This is a genomic window from Thalassospira mesophila, from assembly GCF_002115755.1.
GTDB classification, from domain to species: domain Bacteria; phylum Pseudomonadota; class Alphaproteobacteria; order Rhodospirillales; family Thalassospiraceae; genus Thalassospira; species Thalassospira mesophila.
In genome coordinates this window covers 1-16,229 of record NZ_JFKA01000018.1, presented here as the reverse complement: position 1 = coordinate 16,229, position 16,229 = coordinate 1, and the positions used below count along the sequence as shown (strand labels likewise).

At 49.8% G+C, this 16,229-nt stretch carries 14 protein-coding genes; 2 read left to right on the top strand and 12 right to left on the bottom strand.

Features of this window, described 5'->3' with window-relative positions; all coding sequences use genetic code 11:
- Positions 1–122 precede the first annotated feature (122 nt).
- The 6 genes from TMES_RS22720 to TMES_RS20970 all read right to left on the bottom strand — a co-directional run bounded on the left by TMES_RS22720 (position 123) and on the right by TMES_RS20970 (position 9,107).
- Positions 123–554 carry a hypothetical protein gene (locus tag TMES_RS22720; protein WP_143589764.1) on the bottom strand — a complete coding sequence of 144 codons (432 nt, stop codon included), beginning with the start codon at positions 552–554 and terminating at the stop codon, positions 123–125.
- Positions 547–1,659, bottom strand: coding sequence for a hypothetical protein (locus TMES_RS20990; RefSeq protein ID WP_085586275.1), 1,113 nt, complete (start codon positions 1,657–1,659; stop codon positions 547–549). The genes TMES_RS22720 and TMES_RS20990 overlap by 8 nt, the downstream gene beginning before the upstream one ends.
- 226 nt (positions 1,660–1,885) lie before the next feature.
- Positions 1,886–4,951, bottom strand: coding sequence for a type I restriction endonuclease subunit R (locus TMES_RS20985; RefSeq protein WP_085586273.1), 3,066 nt, complete (start codon positions 4,949–4,951; stop codon positions 1,886–1,888).
- Positions 4,948–6,120 (bottom strand): restriction endonuclease subunit S, encoded by a 1,173-nt coding sequence (locus tag TMES_RS20980; protein ID WP_085586271.1) that lies wholly within the window; start codon positions 6,118–6,120, stop codon positions 4,948–4,950. The genes TMES_RS20985 and TMES_RS20980 overlap by 4 nt, the downstream gene beginning before the upstream one ends.
- Before the next feature lie 6 nt (positions 6,121–6,126).
- A complete protein-coding gene (locus TMES_RS20975; protein WP_085586269.1) occupies positions 6,127–7,614 on the bottom strand; it encodes a type I restriction-modification system subunit M in 1,488 nt (495 codons plus the stop codon).
- Positions 7,611–9,107 (bottom strand): type I restriction-modification system subunit M, encoded by a 1,497-nt coding sequence (locus tag TMES_RS20970; protein ID WP_085586267.1) that lies wholly within the window; start codon positions 9,105–9,107, stop codon positions 7,611–7,613. The genes TMES_RS20975 and TMES_RS20970 overlap by 4 nt, the downstream gene beginning before the upstream one ends.
- A 537-nt stretch (positions 9,108–9,644) precedes the next feature.
- Here TMES_RS20970 and TMES_RS20965 point away from each other — a divergent pair.
- Positions 9,645–10,286: a BRO-N domain-containing protein gene (locus TMES_RS20965; protein WP_085586265.1), complete on the top strand. Its 642-nt coding sequence runs from the start codon at positions 9,645–9,647 to the stop codon at positions 10,284–10,286.
- A gap of 73 nt (positions 10,287–10,359) precedes the next feature.
- Positions 10,360–11,973, top strand: a complete 1,614-nt coding sequence (locus TMES_RS20960; protein ID WP_158091287.1) for a recombinase family protein — start codon at positions 10,360–10,362, stop codon at positions 11,971–11,973.
- Positions 11,974–12,117: 144 nt separating this feature from the next.
- On the opposite strand, the gene TMES_RS20955 is transcribed toward TMES_RS20960, so the two are convergent.
- The 6 genes from TMES_RS20955 to TMES_RS20930 all read right to left on the bottom strand — a co-directional run bounded on the left by TMES_RS20955 (position 12,118) and on the right by TMES_RS20930 (position 16,136).
- Positions 12,118–12,711 (bottom strand): hypothetical protein, encoded by a 594-nt coding sequence (locus TMES_RS20955; protein WP_085586261.1) that lies wholly within the window; start codon positions 12,709–12,711, stop codon positions 12,118–12,120.
- Between the two features lie 490 nt (positions 12,712–13,201).
- A complete protein-coding gene (locus TMES_RS20950; protein WP_085586259.1) occupies positions 13,202–13,522 on the bottom strand; it encodes a type II toxin-antitoxin system HicB family antitoxin in 321 nt (106 codons plus the stop codon).
- Entirely contained in the window at positions 13,515–13,775 is a 261-nt protein-coding gene (locus TMES_RS20945) for a type II toxin-antitoxin system HicA family toxin (protein WP_211275980.1), read from the bottom strand. Before TMES_RS20945 ends, TMES_RS20950 begins: the two co-directional genes overlap by 8 nt.
- Positions 13,776–13,838: 63 nt before the next feature.
- Positions 13,839–14,588 carry a thermonuclease family protein gene (locus tag TMES_RS23370; RefSeq protein ID WP_245835540.1) on the bottom strand — a complete coding sequence of 250 codons (750 nt, stop codon included), beginning with the start codon at positions 14,586–14,588 and terminating at the stop codon, positions 13,839–13,841.
- The gene (locus TMES_RS20935; RefSeq protein WP_085586257.1) at positions 14,578–15,141 is read right to left on the bottom strand and encodes a hypothetical protein; all 564 of its coding nucleotides are present in this window, start codon (positions 15,139–15,141) and stop codon (positions 14,578–14,580) included. Before TMES_RS20935 ends, TMES_RS23370 begins: the two co-directional genes overlap by 11 nt.
- Entirely contained in the window at positions 15,129–16,136 is a 1,008-nt protein-coding gene (locus TMES_RS20930; RefSeq protein WP_085586255.1) for a helix-turn-helix domain-containing protein, read from the bottom strand. Before TMES_RS20930 ends, TMES_RS20935 begins: the two co-directional genes overlap by 13 nt.
- Positions 16,137–16,229 lie beyond the last annotated feature (93 nt).

The window sequence follows — 16,229 nt, the reverse complement described above, 5'->3', positions numbered from 1 at the left end:
GCTGAGCCAGACGTATTTAAAAACAAAAAAAAAATAGATCGACGCATATGAACCAGAAAATACTTCTTAATCGTAATTGATCATCAAAAGTCAGTTCAACCCCAAGCACCGATATGTTTTATCTACAGTTTTTCTACAGGGTACAAACATCCAATTGAATTGGCATCATTTCGCAATTTTTTTGCAACATTTCGATTTTTATTTTTTTTGAGGTCGCCAGGAATATTAGAAAAGTCCACCAAGTGATGAGCCTGATTATCGGGCTGATGTTCTTCGCCACTAATTGGATCACTCTTAACAATCAAACCATTTTCAACACATATATAACGACTAAATCCCCAAGTTCCTGCACTTTCCAAGGGGATACGCTCACCATTTGGTCCTTCTTTAGTCTTTTTCTGATGTAGTTCAAATGCTAGTTGCGGTGTCGTCAAACTCGAGCAATCGACTGAAAGCTGGTCTTGATCCGACGGAGTTGGACGAAACGCACCACTACTTAGACCATTCATGTAATGCGTGGGGTGAACCTGACGATAGAGAAGATTCTCAGTCATTTCTACAAATGTCCTCCTTAATTTTCACCTCAAGAATCGACGTTTCATCTTGTCTGTATTCTTTCGAAAATTCGCCTTCTCCCCGAAAATCTATTCCAAAATAAGAAACTGTGCTGTCAGAATTAAATTCGACACCGTAGTCCCAATTATCTTGTTTAAATTCAAGCAACACTCCCCCTTCTTCGGTTGGAGCAACTGCGTAGAATTCTGGGATATCACGATCAATGGATAGCACAAAATCTTTTGCTGCTTCTCTTACGGTAGAACTGATCGGCTCACCAAAACCATCCAACCACCCCTTTGGAAGTTTTTCCATCTCGTCAATTGCGCTAATCACAGGGTTTTCCAAAAGCGAAAGCTCATGTATGGTGATTACATTTGAAATAGAATCATCGTGTCGGCGCTCAACAGTTAAATCAAACTCGTAGTAATTGCCAATATGCTTACCGTATTCTGTTGGGGGCCTAGAGTTGTCTACAACAAGAAACTGTTTAAGACTATTGCTGAAAAATTTTAGCTTTCCCTCTTCTTCGACACCTTTTAATCGTGCCCGCCCCTGAATTCTCTGTTCATAAGTCGACGTAACGCTCGTCAAGAGACGTTTCCGACGCTCTAGATCCAAAAATACAATGTTTTCTCCCGACGTGCTGCCCGAAGTAGGACGAGAAGTGTATTGAAAAGCCTCACCTGGCTTAAGATTGGTAAGGAAACGATTGAAGTTTCTTATCTGCGAAGGGCTCAATGTAACCTTGTCGCCATCAGCAGCAGCTTTGATTACACGAAAAAACTCAGTCTCTGCCTTTTGCATCAGACTAAATCTGGTATCTGAGCCATCCAGAGATCTCTGCTGGTCCTCGTTCACTTGAAGTTGAAGCTTTGGTAGAGCACTACCATCCTCCACCCCGGTCAAAGACATGTGAAACCAGTCAGTGTATCCTTTTGGCATCCTCTCACGATCATTTTCCTTAAGCCAAATCTCCCGCGCAAAGGTCGCCAATATTTCTTCCAACGCCTGCAAATCGGCAAGCACATCAAGCGGCAAGCGCCCACCAGAGAAACGCTCACCTTTATATTTTATTTCAAGAAACTGCTCGATAATTGACATAATGACAAATACTGCACCTAAAAAGATTAATGCACTATAGCTAGCACTTTTCAGCCTGTGAAGTTACCAGGCATTTTCAGAATAAGGAGTTGCACCTTAGTACTGCCTTTTTCCACTCAGTCAATTACATGCCTTCAATCGATGAAGAATGCATCACAAAAGGACAAACTTCAACCCGCCATACACATGGACAAACAGACACGCCTTCAGAAAGTGTCACAACAGATCAATAATGCTCACTAATATAGGCATAAGCCTTATCAAAAAGCTCGGCATCTCGGTGCAATTGGTACTTGAGCAGCGTTTTTCGCAAAACCTGCTTCATCTCACGATCTCCGGCGGTCGTATTCTGCCAACCAGGAAACCGTGTCGCTTTTACAATTTTATCGATATCATCAACGATACGAGAAATGATCTGCGGCGTCTGATCGTTGCGCACTTCCTTGAATAACTCAGACAACGCCAATTTATTGTCTTCGACAATTTTATCATCGTCGTTCGCACCGTTGTCCAACTGAACAGTTTCGCGTGCAGCTTCCAACAATTCCTTGAGCCAATTGATAGAGCTGATCACACCGGCTTCGTACTGTTCCCTCAATCGTTCGAGACGCTTGCCGAGTTCTACATATCTTGGATCACCTGATTTATGACGCACTTTGGCAATAAGTGAAATTTCAAGCCTCTTGCCACGCCTTTTCTGTTCAGCCTCGCTCAGCGTAAAGAGTGAGTCTGCATCCATCACCAGTTCATCCAAATCATCGCGGATCTGATCAATATCGGTATACTGATGAATAAGACGTATGGTCTCTGGGCCCAGAGCTTGCCAAATCAAAGAACCAAGCCCGCCGACAGGGCGCACAGAATCATAGACTTGTGCCAACCACCGATAATCGCGTTGATATGGTGCAAGGAATGGATCTGGCGTTAATGCTTCCCACAATTTTTTCAAAACGTTGAATTGTGCTGCGAACAAATCTCTAACTTCGTTCGACGCAAGGCGTTCCTGCGCTGCAATCAGCCCCTCATAGCCGCCAACTGTCCGGTCGACACCTTCAAACAAAGCAAGGCACTTCTCAAGCGCCACAGGAACCTCATCCTTGTACTTTCCAAGCTGATCGACCACGCCCTCAATTTCTTTGGGGTCATATGCCAAGGCTTTGGCAAGGTTTTCAAAAACACCCAAATAGTCAATAATCAAGCCATGTCGCTTGCTATCATCATAAAGTCGGTTAGTTCGACACATCGCCTGCAAAAGTGTGTGGTCGCGCAACGGTTTATCAAGATACATGCAATAGCAAATGGGCGCATCGAAGCCTGTCAGAAGCTTCGCTGTGACAATCAGTACTTTTAACGGATCACTGGAGTCTCGATATTGGTCAAGCACCTTCTCTTGATGTGTTGAGCTGGCATCAATTGCCTGCCAACGCTTAAAGGCTAACTTGTCCAATGGAAGACCAAGTGCGTCCCACTTGACCCAATCCGAAGCCTTCTTCTTTGGATGACCGTTTTCATCTGTCTCATCATCGATCCCCCCCTGGGAGAGATTCATGACGACTTCGCACGTACCTTCACCAAATCGCTTGGTCAAAAGGTCATACATCAAAACACAGGCTTCGCGATCATAGACCACGACCATTGCTTTCAGCCCTTTGGGCTCAACGTGACTGGTAAAATGCTCCTGGATGTCATCGGCAATGGCTTCCATCCTTTTGGGAGCCTTAAGCAAATGTGCCAGTTTTCCAGCTTTTTGCGATAGCTGCGTTTTTTCTTCTTCCGTCAGGTTATTGGCCTCGGCCAGTGCGTCGAACTCTTTGTCGATGGCCTCCTGATCAACACGCAGCTCTGCCAGGCGCGGTTCAAACTTGACCGGAAGTGTCGCCTCATCGCGGATAGACTGCTTATATGAATAGCGGTTCATGTACCGCCCTTGGTCTTGATCGGCCCCAAAGAGGCGGAATGTGTTGCGCTCAAGACCAGAGATCGGCGTCCCGGTCAGGCCAAAGAAATACGCATTCGGCAAAGCCCAGCGCATCTTTTCACCCAGCATACCTTCTTGCGTGCGGTGTGCCTCATCGACCAGAACAATGATGTTTTCGCGTGGGTTCAGGCCGTCTTTATTGTTTTCATCAATTTCTACGTCATCGAATTTGAAGATCGTCGTAACAAGGACATTCCGACTGTCATGCTTCAGCTGTTTAGAAAGCTGTTTGCAGGATTTTACCGGAGTGACGTTTTTCACATCAGCATTGTCAAAGGTCGTGTTGATTTGGCTGTCCAGATCTACGCGGTCCACCACAACGACCACGGTTGGATTTTTTAGATCAGGATCAGCTTTCAGCATCTTCGCCGCATAGAGCATCAGCAAGGACTTACCAGAGCCTTGGAAGTGCCAGATCAACCCTTTACGGATTTCACCGCTCTTCACACGCTCCACGATTTGCTTCGCTGCTTCATACTGAGGGTAACGCGGTAGCAGCTTAATGCGCTTGATAACATTGGAATTTGGTAGCTTGGTGGCAGAATACAGCGCAAAGGACTGGAGCAACTCCAGCAGTGTTTGCGGTTCTAACAGTCGCTCCGCGCTAGTCAGAACCGTATTCATGTTCTGCGGTATTTCATCGCCATCCGTGGTCTTGTGCCATGGCATCCAGTGTTTGAAGCCAGCATTCACCGCACCATAAGCAAAGGTCTTTCCTTCCGTTGCGAAACACAAAAGGTTCGGTACAAAAAAACTACTCTGGTTTGCCCAGTAATACTTATCCCCGCCCATAAAATCAGAAGCACCATCTTGCCAGCTGATCGCCATGCGGACAGGTGTCTTTACTTCCCCCACCACCAGCGGGATGCCGTTCACATACAGGACCAAATCAAAGAAGGCATTCTTTGCGCCCATGGACGGCACTTGCTGCGAAACCACGTAATGGTTTTTGGAATGGTCGTCGTAATCAATCAAATTGATGGTGATGTGTTCGCCATCCTTGCCAAGCGGCATCGATTTTTCGCCGCGCAACCATTCGGTAAACAGCTCATTGGCGCGAACAAGGCCGCTATGGCGGGCCTCGACCAATACACCGCGCAGCTTATAAATAACCTCATCAGCTTTTTCAGGGTCTTTATCTATATCGGAATTCAGGCGGCACAGCGCATCTTTCAGCCAGCTTCCGATCAGCACATCCTGTGCTTCACGCGGCAGATCGGCCCCGTGAATAAATGCCCAGTTATTACCCGGTAACGCAGACAAGCGATCACGGATGGCTTCTTCGATGGTATTGGCTTCGTTAAATCCACTCACGCTGCCCCCTTCAAAAGATCATTAATAATAACTTTTCTTAATCCAATAGTTTGCTCACGCTTGAGAAAGAGCTGATCTTGCAGACGAGCGAAATTTTCAGATATATTGTTAAATTTCATTCTGTCATCTTTGTCCGGAAGTGGAAAATTCATTGGATATAAATGTTTATTGTTTAACTGAGGAACGCCTGCGTTATCACATATCGTACTTAGGTTCTTCCAATGTAGATAACTACGCATATATTCGCTTGAGATGTCCCCCAAGGCTTGTAGTACCATAATATTTGAGTCTACAGCTGCGTCTCTACCCAGTATTCCTACACGATTTTTGAAAATCGCAGCTCCTCTCTTAGGAAAGATGACTGAGCCTGAAGGATATATTTTCACAGATTTATGTGCTTCATCTTTATCAAAAGTCCAAACAGAGAAATTCAATACTTCTGAATTTCGCACATCATTAAAACAGTCAACTTTAATATAGTTTGTGTCGCCGTTATCTTTTAATGGAATGTCTTTTGGAGCATTGCCGCCACCGAGCTTAAATAGGTCTTCACCGACTATTGAACTATCATCAAGATCATCTAGTTTTCTAAAAAAGTCTCCATACGCAATATCTTGAGCCCTCTGAAGGGCCTCTGAGGTCATCTCCGATTGAAAAATCGTTTCTTCAATTTTCTCAAAGACTTCCAGCATTTCCTCCTGCCGTGGGCAGGGCGGCAGTAGGAATTCAAATTCAGCCAGTGACTTGAACTTGGTACGCGGTGAAAGTCCGCCTGCAGAATGTTTTATGGCCCAATCAAAGAACGAATCTGATTGTACGATGAATGGTAAAAGCCCAGGCACCAGATCATCGCCCTTGGGTGCAATCACCGTAATATCGCCTGAGCAAATCCCATCGAAACCTGCAACCGCTGCTTTTTTCAAGTAAGCCCGGCGACGGCCAAATAGAATGTCACCTGCACTGAATTTCTTCGTGAAGGTTGGATTATCCTCGGCGATCAATCCATAACGCGTCAATCGCAATGATTCCGGGTCAATATGTTCAAGCCCGATATAACGCTCAATGCCTTCGCCAAGCGGGTTCTTGGTGCTGGTTTTCACCTCTTGTGCAACAACTCCGAATTTAACGATGCGCCAGCCTTCTGATTTTTGTTTCTCTGTTAACTGCATCGTTGTTTACGCCTCATATCCCAATTCTTTCAAGCTATCGAACAGCTTGCTTGTTTGCTTTTTGAGAAGGTTGCGAGAGATTTTCCACTCTTCAATCGCGCCTTCCAAATCCTGTTCGACCTCATGGCTGCTATTCCCGTTTTTGGCGGTGACATAGAGCGGAATGGAGAGGTTAAATAAATTGTCTTTGACTTCATCCAGATCGACCAGCCGCGCTATATCCGAATGGTCTTCTGGCTCGTAATAGGCTTCGACCAGTTTTCCCAAATTATCATCGGCTAAAAAGCTGGTCGCCCGTTCGCGGGTGACTTCATACACGCCATTTACAAAGACGATCTTATTTTTACGGTCGGCAGTTTTATTATGGCGCAGGACCACCACGCAGGATTCCATTGGGCTGTTGTAAAACAGATTTGGCCCCAAGCCGATCACGGCTTCAACCAAGTCACTCGCGATCACGCCTTTGCGGATATCTTCTTCCTGATCACGGAACAGCACCCCATGCGGCCATAGCATTGCGGCGCGTCCTGTTTTCGGGTTCAGGCTTTTCATTATGTGCTGGAAAAACGCATAATCGGCGCAGCCCTGCGGCGGCACACCATGCAGATTACGGCCATACAGGTCCGATGCGAAGGCTTCCCGGTCCCATTTCTTGATGGAGTATGGTGGGTTGGCGAAGATCACATCAAATTGCTGGAGCTTATCACCTTTGGTGAATTTGGGCTCTTTCAGAGTATCGCCACGGGCAATATCAAATTCTTCAATATCATGGAGCAGCATATTCATCTTGGCAATCGCTGAGGTTAGCAGGTTAACCTCTTGCCCATAGAGCTTGACGGTGCGCCATTCGCGGTCATCTTTGCGTAGGTCCATGACAGCGTTCAGTAACATCCCTCCGGTACCGCAGGTGGGATCGTAAGCGGTTTCACCCGGCTGCAAGCCAAGAATACGTGTCATCAAATGCACAACGGTACGGTTGGTGTAAAACTCAGCTGCGGTATGGCCGGAATCATCGGCGAATTGCTTGATCAGATATTCGTAGGCATTGCCCAGATCATCCTGGTCGATATCCTTGACGCCCAGCGGGATTTGGCTGAAATGATTGATCAGTGAGACCAGCAAGTGATCAGGAAGGCGCTCCTTGTTCGTCCAGACGGCATCACCAAAAACCCCGTAAAGGCGCGGGTTAGCTTTTTCGATGGCCCGCAAGGCATCCTTTAGCACAGTGCCAACATCCTTTGTGGTAGACCTTACGACACTCCAGCGGGCGCTGTCTGGAATGACAAAGCGATGTTGCTCTGGCTTTTTGGCAAGCTCATCATCTTCATAAAGCTCAAATGCTTCGATATATTCTTCCTGATAGACGTCATCCATGCGCTTATAAAACAGCAATGGGAAAATGTATTGCTTGTAGTCTGATGCTTCAATTTGTCCGCGCAGCAGAACAGCCGCGCCCCAGAGCAAATCTTCCAGTTGTTTTTGTGTAATGCTCATAGCTCGAAACCCTCCTTGGCCAGCAGGGCCTCTAATTCATCTTCTGCGTGTTCAAGATCGGCGAGTTTTTGTTTGAAATCCTTCAGGGCTTCTTCCACCGTGATGGTCTCTTCCTCAAGTGGCTTTTGCACATACCGTGCAATGTTCAGGTTGAAGTCGTTTTCTTCAATTTCTTTGATGGGCACCCAGCGACTTACGCCCTCGATTTTTTCAGTTGTTTCATGTTGGCGTTTATAGATGTCGTAAATTTCATCGGCTTGACCTTCACTCATGGTGTTTTGAGCACGACCTTTGGTGTAAATTTGGTCCGCGTTTATGAATAAGACTTCTTTGCGGCTCAGCGTTTTCTCGTCTTTGCGGAAGACAAGAATACACGCCGAGATGCCTGTTCCGTAAAACAAGTTCTGAGCAAGACCAATCACACATTCCAAAGCGCCATTTTTGATAAGGGCCTCACGGATTTTGGCCTCGGAGCTTCCTCTGAATAAGACGCCATGCGGAACGACGACAGCCATTCGACCCGTGCCTTCGCGCATCGACGCATACATGTGCATGACCCACGCGAAGTCACCATTCTTTTTGGGCGCTACGCCATAAATATGGCGCTGGTATTGGTCTGCACTCCAACTTTCATGTCCCCATTCTTCGAGACTGAAGGGGGGGTTAGCAATCACGCAGTCGAATGTTTCCAGCTTGTCGCCATCGATGAATTTTGGATCTCGCAGCGTATCACCGCGAACAATCTGGAAATCTTCCATCCCATGCAGAAACAGGTTCATCCGGGCGATAGCTTCGGTGGTCAGGTTCTTTTCCTGCCCACGCAATGTCAATAATCGTGGGTCTTCTTTGCGCTCTTTGACGTGATGTATTGTTTCAAGCAGCATGCCACCTGTCCCACATGCTGGGTCGTAGACGACTTCTCCTGCTTTCGGGTCCAGAACATTCACCATCAATCGAACAACTGTTCGCGGTGTGTAGAACTCACCAGCCTTTTTGTTGGCTTTGTCAGCGAATTTTTTGATCAAATATTCGTATGCACGCCCCATCTCATCATCACGAACGTCTCTGACACCCATGGGAATTTGATGGAAGTGGTTTAGAAGCTCAATGATCAAGCTGTCTGGCAGCCTATCTTTGTTCGTCCAGGGCGCATCGCCAAAGATGCCATACAGATGAGGGTTGGCCTTTTCCACGCACCTGAAAGCGCTTTGCAGAGCATGCCCAACGTCCTTGGTAGTTCCAAGAACATCATCCCACCGGCAGCCATCAGGAATTTGAATTCGGTGCTGTTCAGGTGCAACAGCTAGGCTCTCATCGCCATAGAGCTCGAGCGCTTCTTCAAACTCTTCCTGATAGACATCATTGATTCGCTTAAAGAACAGAATCGGGAATATATAAGTCTTGTAGTCAGATGCATCGATGGGACCCGTAATAATATGGGCGGCCATCCAGAGCTCGTTTTCAAGCTGCTTAAGCGTCAGTTTTTCAGCCATTATGCGGAGGAACCTTGTGGTCGAATAGCTTGAAGTTGATAGTACGGCGCTCCACAAAGATGGAGACCTACTGAAGATATTGCGCCGATTGGTCAGAAAACCCGGCCTTTAATCTAGGTTCGTATTTGCAAGTTCTCGGAACTGCTTACCGCATCAGTATTTCTAATCAAGTGTTCTATCACCACAAATCCGTTGAGCCTGGCACCGCCAGGCGAATAGGCAGGATGCCCGTTTGGGCTGTGTGGTGGGCCCACCACACCTATCCTGCCAGACCAACGACAGGGGAAAGTTGTGCAATCTCTGGCACACTCTGGCACAAACTGGCAATCTCCGTCAATCTCTGGCAATCTTAGGCAATCACTGGCAACACATTGTAATTATTGTATTTTTATTTATACCTATTCTTGCGGAAATATACGTTTTACCCCTTGCGCATAAGTCATTTCATCGCGTAATCAAAAGAGTCGGAATGCTCTCGTCACAGAGCACTTACAACCTCTGCGGATAAACCGCGATGGCTTGGCCAAGGATCGAAAAATGAATGAAATCATACCGTTCAGCTTTGAAGGCGCTGAAATTCGTACTGTCTATAGGAATGACCTGCCTTGGTTCGTTGCCATGGATGTTTGTAAGGCGTTGGGGATTGCGAATTCCCGAGATGCAATAGCGCGCCTCATACAAAAGCTGGATAACGATGAAAAAATGCTCATCGCGCTCCAACAATTGTCGACAGTTCCGACGTCAAACACAGCTGAAAGAGCGAATGCGGACCCTAAACAATCAAAATTAACTGCATATGCAGTTAATTGGTTTGGGCTTGACCTGCTACTTGTACGAAGCAGGAAACCCGTCGCAAAGCACTTTCGAAAGTGGGCATGGGCCACGTTTTGGCCAAGCATCCGGAAAACCGGGACCTATTACCCTGCTCTGCCCACATCGTCCACCCAAAGCAATGACCAGCAGGAACTGATCGAGGCCCTGCGCGACAAGATCGCACTTCTGGAAGAAAACCGGTCGTTAGTTAAAGACCGCAAAGCCTCATCAACTTTCGTGGGCATAGCACGCCAGCTCTTTGAGAAAACCGACTTTTCGGACGACACCATAGCGGAAATCCTTGCCCCGGGCATTGGCACCCGCATGCCTGAATGGGTCACCTGGCAACGCCGACAGCACCATTGATCTGGCCTGAAACACGACTTCCCCTCCCGGCCTCGTGCCTTTTTCTTTATCCTTCCCCGAAACGAAGCCAGATTTGAGAGCCGGAATTTACGCACGCCACTCAACCGACAAACAGGAAACAAGCACGCAGGACCAGATCCGACGTTGTCAGGAGTTTTGCCTGCAAAAAGGTTACAGCGTCACCGAGATCTATCGCGACGAGGCCTTTTCAGGATCACACATAGAAAATCGTCCTGGTATTTCTGCCTTGCTGGTCGGCGCGCTCAATGACCGGTTTGATCTGGTGGTGGCCGAAGACCTCAGCCGCATCAGCCGCGATCAGGCCGATACAGCGAACTTCTTTAAAAAGATGCTGTTCCTCGGCGTGCCTGTTGAGACTGTTAGCGAAGGTTTAATCAACGAGCTGCATATCGGCCTCAAAAGCACGATGAATGCGCTCTATCTTAAAGATCTCGCCGACAAGACCCATCGTGGCGTCATTGCTGCCGTTCTGCGCGGCGGCGTGCCCGGGGGCAAGCTCTATGGTTATGATCTGGTCCATGCGCTGGATGAATTTGGCGAACCGATACGCGGCAAACGCACCATCAACCCGGAACAGGCCGCCATCATCCGCGAGATTTTTGAATATTATGCGCAAGGCCGCAAACTCAAGCATATCTGCGATGATCTGAACCGGCGCGGTGTCGACTCTCCCAAAGGCGGCAAATGGGCCCCTTCCAGCCTTGTCGGCTCCTTTGTCCGCCAGACCGGCATGTTGCGCCAGACGCTCTATAACGGCACTGTCACCTTCAACAAAATGCAATACCGCAAGCACCCGGAAAGTGCCCGCCGGGTCTCGATCATTCGCCCGGAAAGCGAATGGATCACCGTCCCGATCCCCGAACTGGCCATCATCGATCAGGACGTCTTTGCCGAGGTGCAAAAAGCCCTCGATATGCGTTCAAGCAAACACCTGCAACGAAAACTCGGCCCCAAGGTTATCAGCGAAGCAGAAAAACGCGAGATCTCGATCCGGCGCTCAAAGGAATGGCGGCGCAGTCAGGCGATTACCCCCAAAAAGACCAACGCGGTCTTTGGCGGCAAGCTCTATTGCGCCACCCATGGCCACAAGATCACCGCAACCTATGCCAAGCATTATTCCTGCCCGGTCAAGGGCTGTCAGAACCGCAGCCTAAATTATGATCAGATCATAGCTTTGGTACTGGAGGCCATCAGCACGCTGGATCAGAACACCATCCGCGACCATTTCGACAGCGAGAAAATGAACAAAACCCGCGCCCGTCACGCGCAAGAAATTGACCGCCTGAAGATCGAACTCGAAACGCTGCGCACCAGCGTCAACAAGGTCATCGAGGCTCTCGGGCCGGATGCACGCTCGCAAGACATTCGTGCCTTCTTTGACGACAAGTCAGAGCTGATCCATAGGACCAAACTCGATATCTCTCGCCATCAACGCGAACTGGCCGAAACAACCGTCCCGAAAAGTCTGGATCGCATTATCCAGAAACATACCAATCTGGTGGCCAGACTGCGCGTCTGGTCGCGGGATCCCGAGGCCGTTGTCCCACTACGTCGCGTCATCGAAAAGCTGACAATTCATATCTTCTGGGATCAAGTCCCCAAAACATGGCGCACAGAATGCAAGGCGACATTTGATTTTAACGCCCTGATCGCGAGCGAGAAATAAAACACGCCCTGAATTGACAAACCATGACAACCGGCAGGATCCTGCCGGTTCATTACCTGACTTTTAACAGACCGCAGCGCTGCGCATTCCGGGACAGAACAAATGAAACCGGCACAATTTTGCCGGTTTCCACATCAATGCCAATCAGAACTGAAATCCGATTTGCCCTTTGTCGTTCGTCTCTGTGAGAACACCCTGAAAGCTGGTGCAAGACGCTTGCACAAAGTCAGGCAAAGAAGTCGCCCGCCGCTGCCGGTATTCGATTTCGATATTCATCATCGCTTCGTCTTCGGCATATGTGCAGAAAATTGCGGCGGCAGCTTCCTGAACACTTACCGGCGGCCATTGTGCATAAAAATGTGAACGAAAGCCGGTCTCGGAAATGAACGGCAAACCAAGGTCGATAGCAATAAAACCAAAGCTGCTGCATGTATCGAGTGGGCAGGTAAAATCGACCAATGCCCGGCCATGTCTGGTTTTCAGAACAAACAACCCGTTCTGCCCCCAGTGCGGAACCTGCCCCTCTTTAGCGGCAAGGGCCGCCGTGATGGCTGTTCCGGCCCCGTCTTGGGCAAAACTGCCAAAGCTGCCCTTTTCGCCATTGGCCACGACAATCAGGGCATTAAAATCCTGTGCAGCCTTCTGTGCTGCCGCGCCATCGTTCGCCCTGACGGCAGCATCAAACTCACGGGCAATATCATTGGCCGTCTGAATATCGCTTTCTGTTACCTTGCGCATTGTTCTGGTCCCCTTAATGACAACGGACTGGCCGATGTGGCCGGTTCAACTTCTTCCCGTCGTCAAAAAGGGGTGAATGCCGTCAAGCTGAATATGGGATGTTCACGACCGTTAAGGCGTGAACCGGGACCCTGATTCTGCTTTACGGCAGAGGGCGCAGCCCTTCCTTTGGCTTATCAGCAAGTGCGATGTCGAAAGGATACCTGGTATGTGCATGAAAAAATGTTGTCCGCGACACCTGCCAGAAAGGGCTGCCCGTACCCATAAATATCCTTTACCGGCTTGCCGGATACGGGTGAGGTTGGTCGGGGGCGCTGCCCCGGTCAATCGAATGCTCTGCACCCCGAACACTGAATCATCTTCAATTGGTATTTTCCGCCCCAGGTTTCCAGCCAGCAAAAGGAACAGCATAAATCGACTGCTAGAACGCTGCCGGTTGATCAGAAAAGCACCCCTTTGTCTGGCACCCAAAAGTCCATGAACTGACCGTTTACGCCCGCTCAATCTGGCTTTCAATCCACTTGCTGATGCTCATCCCCGAAGCCCCGGCCATGATTGAGGCCTTGCGATGAATTCCCGGATCCACCCGCAACGCGATGTTCCCGCTATAGGGTTTATCCGGCTCCCGCCCATCCTCAGCGCACCAGGCCAGATAATCATCAACGCTGTCACGAAAAGCCTGTTCAAACTCTTCCGCCGACGCCCCTTCAAAATGGATACCGTCCATGCTCAAGCCGATGACCTTGCCATGAAAGGTTTTATCATCCGGTTCATAATCGACGGTGCCGACATATCCCTTATATTCAAGCATTATGCTTCACTCCTGCGCGTTCCAGAAAGTCGCGAACCGACTTGATCGCGCCTTTTTTGGTTTCTTTTTGCGGATGCGGGCGATGAAAAACCTGTCGCACGCCATTAAGCGCCACACGAACACGGCTCCCCTGCCCCTCGGAAACCTGCCCGCCAAGCGCTGTGAACAGCCGCTCTATATCGTCCCAAATGAGGGTCCCCGATACCGGGTTTTTAAAGACCGCTTCAAGCGTCTTCTGATGTTTTCTGTTCATGACCACATGATATCCAAAAGTGATATCCCATTCAACATTTAATATCAATAACTGATATCGGAATTAAGGTTGCTGCGGGCACCATGTGCCACGTTTTTGACCCTGATATATCCGTCCCAGGCCTTCGGCAAAAAGGATGTCTTGCAGCCATATGTCACCAATCGCAACATAGGCGACAACCCGCCCGCCATATCTGCCCCATTCAGGACGACAAAACAGCACAGGTTGCCCGGATGCAACCGCCCCGGCCAGCACCGCTAGCACCCGATCCCGGGCCTTTATGGCAAGTTGTTTCTCGGCATCGCAGTGCCCCCGAATTTCCGGGGTATCTATCCCGGCCACCCGAACAGACATCTTGCTGATCGGTGCCGGCAAGCCCGGCATGGTGATATAGATCGTATCGCCATCATAGGCATAGGCACCGCGCTGTTCTCGCAACGGCCACGAATAGCAGTCTGCCCGGGCAAACACCGGGAACAGCATCAGGACAAATAAGGCAACAACCGGCAGAATCCTGCCGGTCCTGATTAGCCGGTTGCACCAATGTGCAATCTCGGCTTCAACAAAAGCCAGCCTCTGGCGCATCCCGGATCGGCGCGCATTCTGATATTCTCGTTCGTAAAGAGCTTCCATGACACTTGCCCGTTGTGCCGGATCCAAAGATGCAAACTGGTCACTGCCACAGACCAGGACATCGGGTTGCCGTGCTTGCATCCGGTCCAGTTCGACAAGCTGCGTTTGCAACGCCTTTTTCTCAGCTTCGAGGGTTTCTATTGCTTCTTTTGCATAGGCTACAACGTCATCATCCTGCATCGCACCCTCCCAATGCTGGCAGCACGCGCCGCGCCCGATCCATAAAAACCCGTTCGGCCTTGGTCGCACTCCAGGGCAGCATGTATTCGTCAAACGGTTTCGCCAGATCGCCTGCGCTCAACCGCACCAGAGACGGATCCACACAATCGCGATATTCCGTTGCTTTCAAACGCTGGTCGATCTCATGGACTTCGTGCAGCACGGCTTGAGGCCACGGCCAGTCAAGGCCCGCCAGAAGGGTAAAATGCCGCCGGATCGGCAGAACGATTTCGGTTTCAAAACGCTGCCAGACGCCGAGCCGGCGCAGGGTATTTTTGACCGGCGTGATAATGTCGCCAGTATCAAATTCCTCAATGTCATGGATCAGCGCATATCCCGCAGCCTGCGATGAGGCCAGATCACAGGCCTGCACACAATGCTGGGCCACCGTCACCTCGCAGGCCCCGTTCCAGCGCCGGATACACGCCAGACCTGCCGCCTGATGCCTGAAAATCTCAAGGCGTTCTGCGAAAGACGGGAGAATGTTTTGAGTGGGGGTGATCAGTTCAAGCATGTCACACCTCCGGTCACAAGCCCGCGTCGTGCGGCCTGCCGGGTGATCTCTAAAAGCAAATAATTTTGCACTGTATCGCGCGCGCAACGATTACGGGCGACCAGTTGCAAAGCGTTGCCGATCACAGACGCCCGTATTTGTGACAACCATGCGCGGGGATGGCGACAGTCTGGCAGATTGCTTTGAGCAATAGCGGCGCATATCTCGCGCCATTCAGCCGGATCAGAAGCATCACATATCGGTGCAGAAGCGGATGCGTTGTCTTCTGCGCAAGCCTCTGGCTGTATTCCATCAAGCACATCCAGAATGACAAGCCGTGAAGGCCGTCTCCCCTTCTGTCGCAAACCCTCAAGCTCCAGCCTGACGGCATCCATGCCAGCCCGTGCAATCGCGTCACTGACTCGCAAACAAGCATTGGCCAGCGTCCAGGGCTCACAACACAGCCGCTGCCATTCCCTTGCTAAAATCAAACAGTGATCATTGACGGCAGGAAGGACGGTGGCACCCGCGCCGGAAACGGCAAGTGCCTGTTCCCTTTCATCCGTGTTTTCTTCTTTATCCGTGTTCTTCTTATTGGAACCGGCACCCCGTGCCGGTTTAACAGCGGCACCGTGTGCCGGTATGAGGGAACCAGATGCCGGTTTAGCGCCAAGATCAAGCAACTGATAGGCGTTACGATTCCGCAACCGCCCAACAGCGCGGCTCCGCTTGGCGACCAGACCAAGCTCGGATAACCGCTTGAGCGCCTGACGCACCTTGCGATCCGACAGGCTGGCCTCACGGGCAATGGTTTCAATTTTGGGAAAACAGTTCTGTGTGCGGTCATTGACATGCGACGCCAGAACAATGGCGACACAGATCTCGGCGGTCGTGAGATCAGGATGATCGAGAACCTTTGTCTGCACCCAGTGCCAGCGGGCAACGGCAGACGTTCCGACCGGTGCTGAAGGTTCAGCAACCGCGCCGGTTTGCGCGTCGGGAATGGAAGATGTCATCTATGATATCGGCAGAGTCCACACACCGCATTTGCACTTGACAAAGCGGTCCCGTCGCCTAAACTTCACCTCAGATTTCGAGACCGAGGCAGC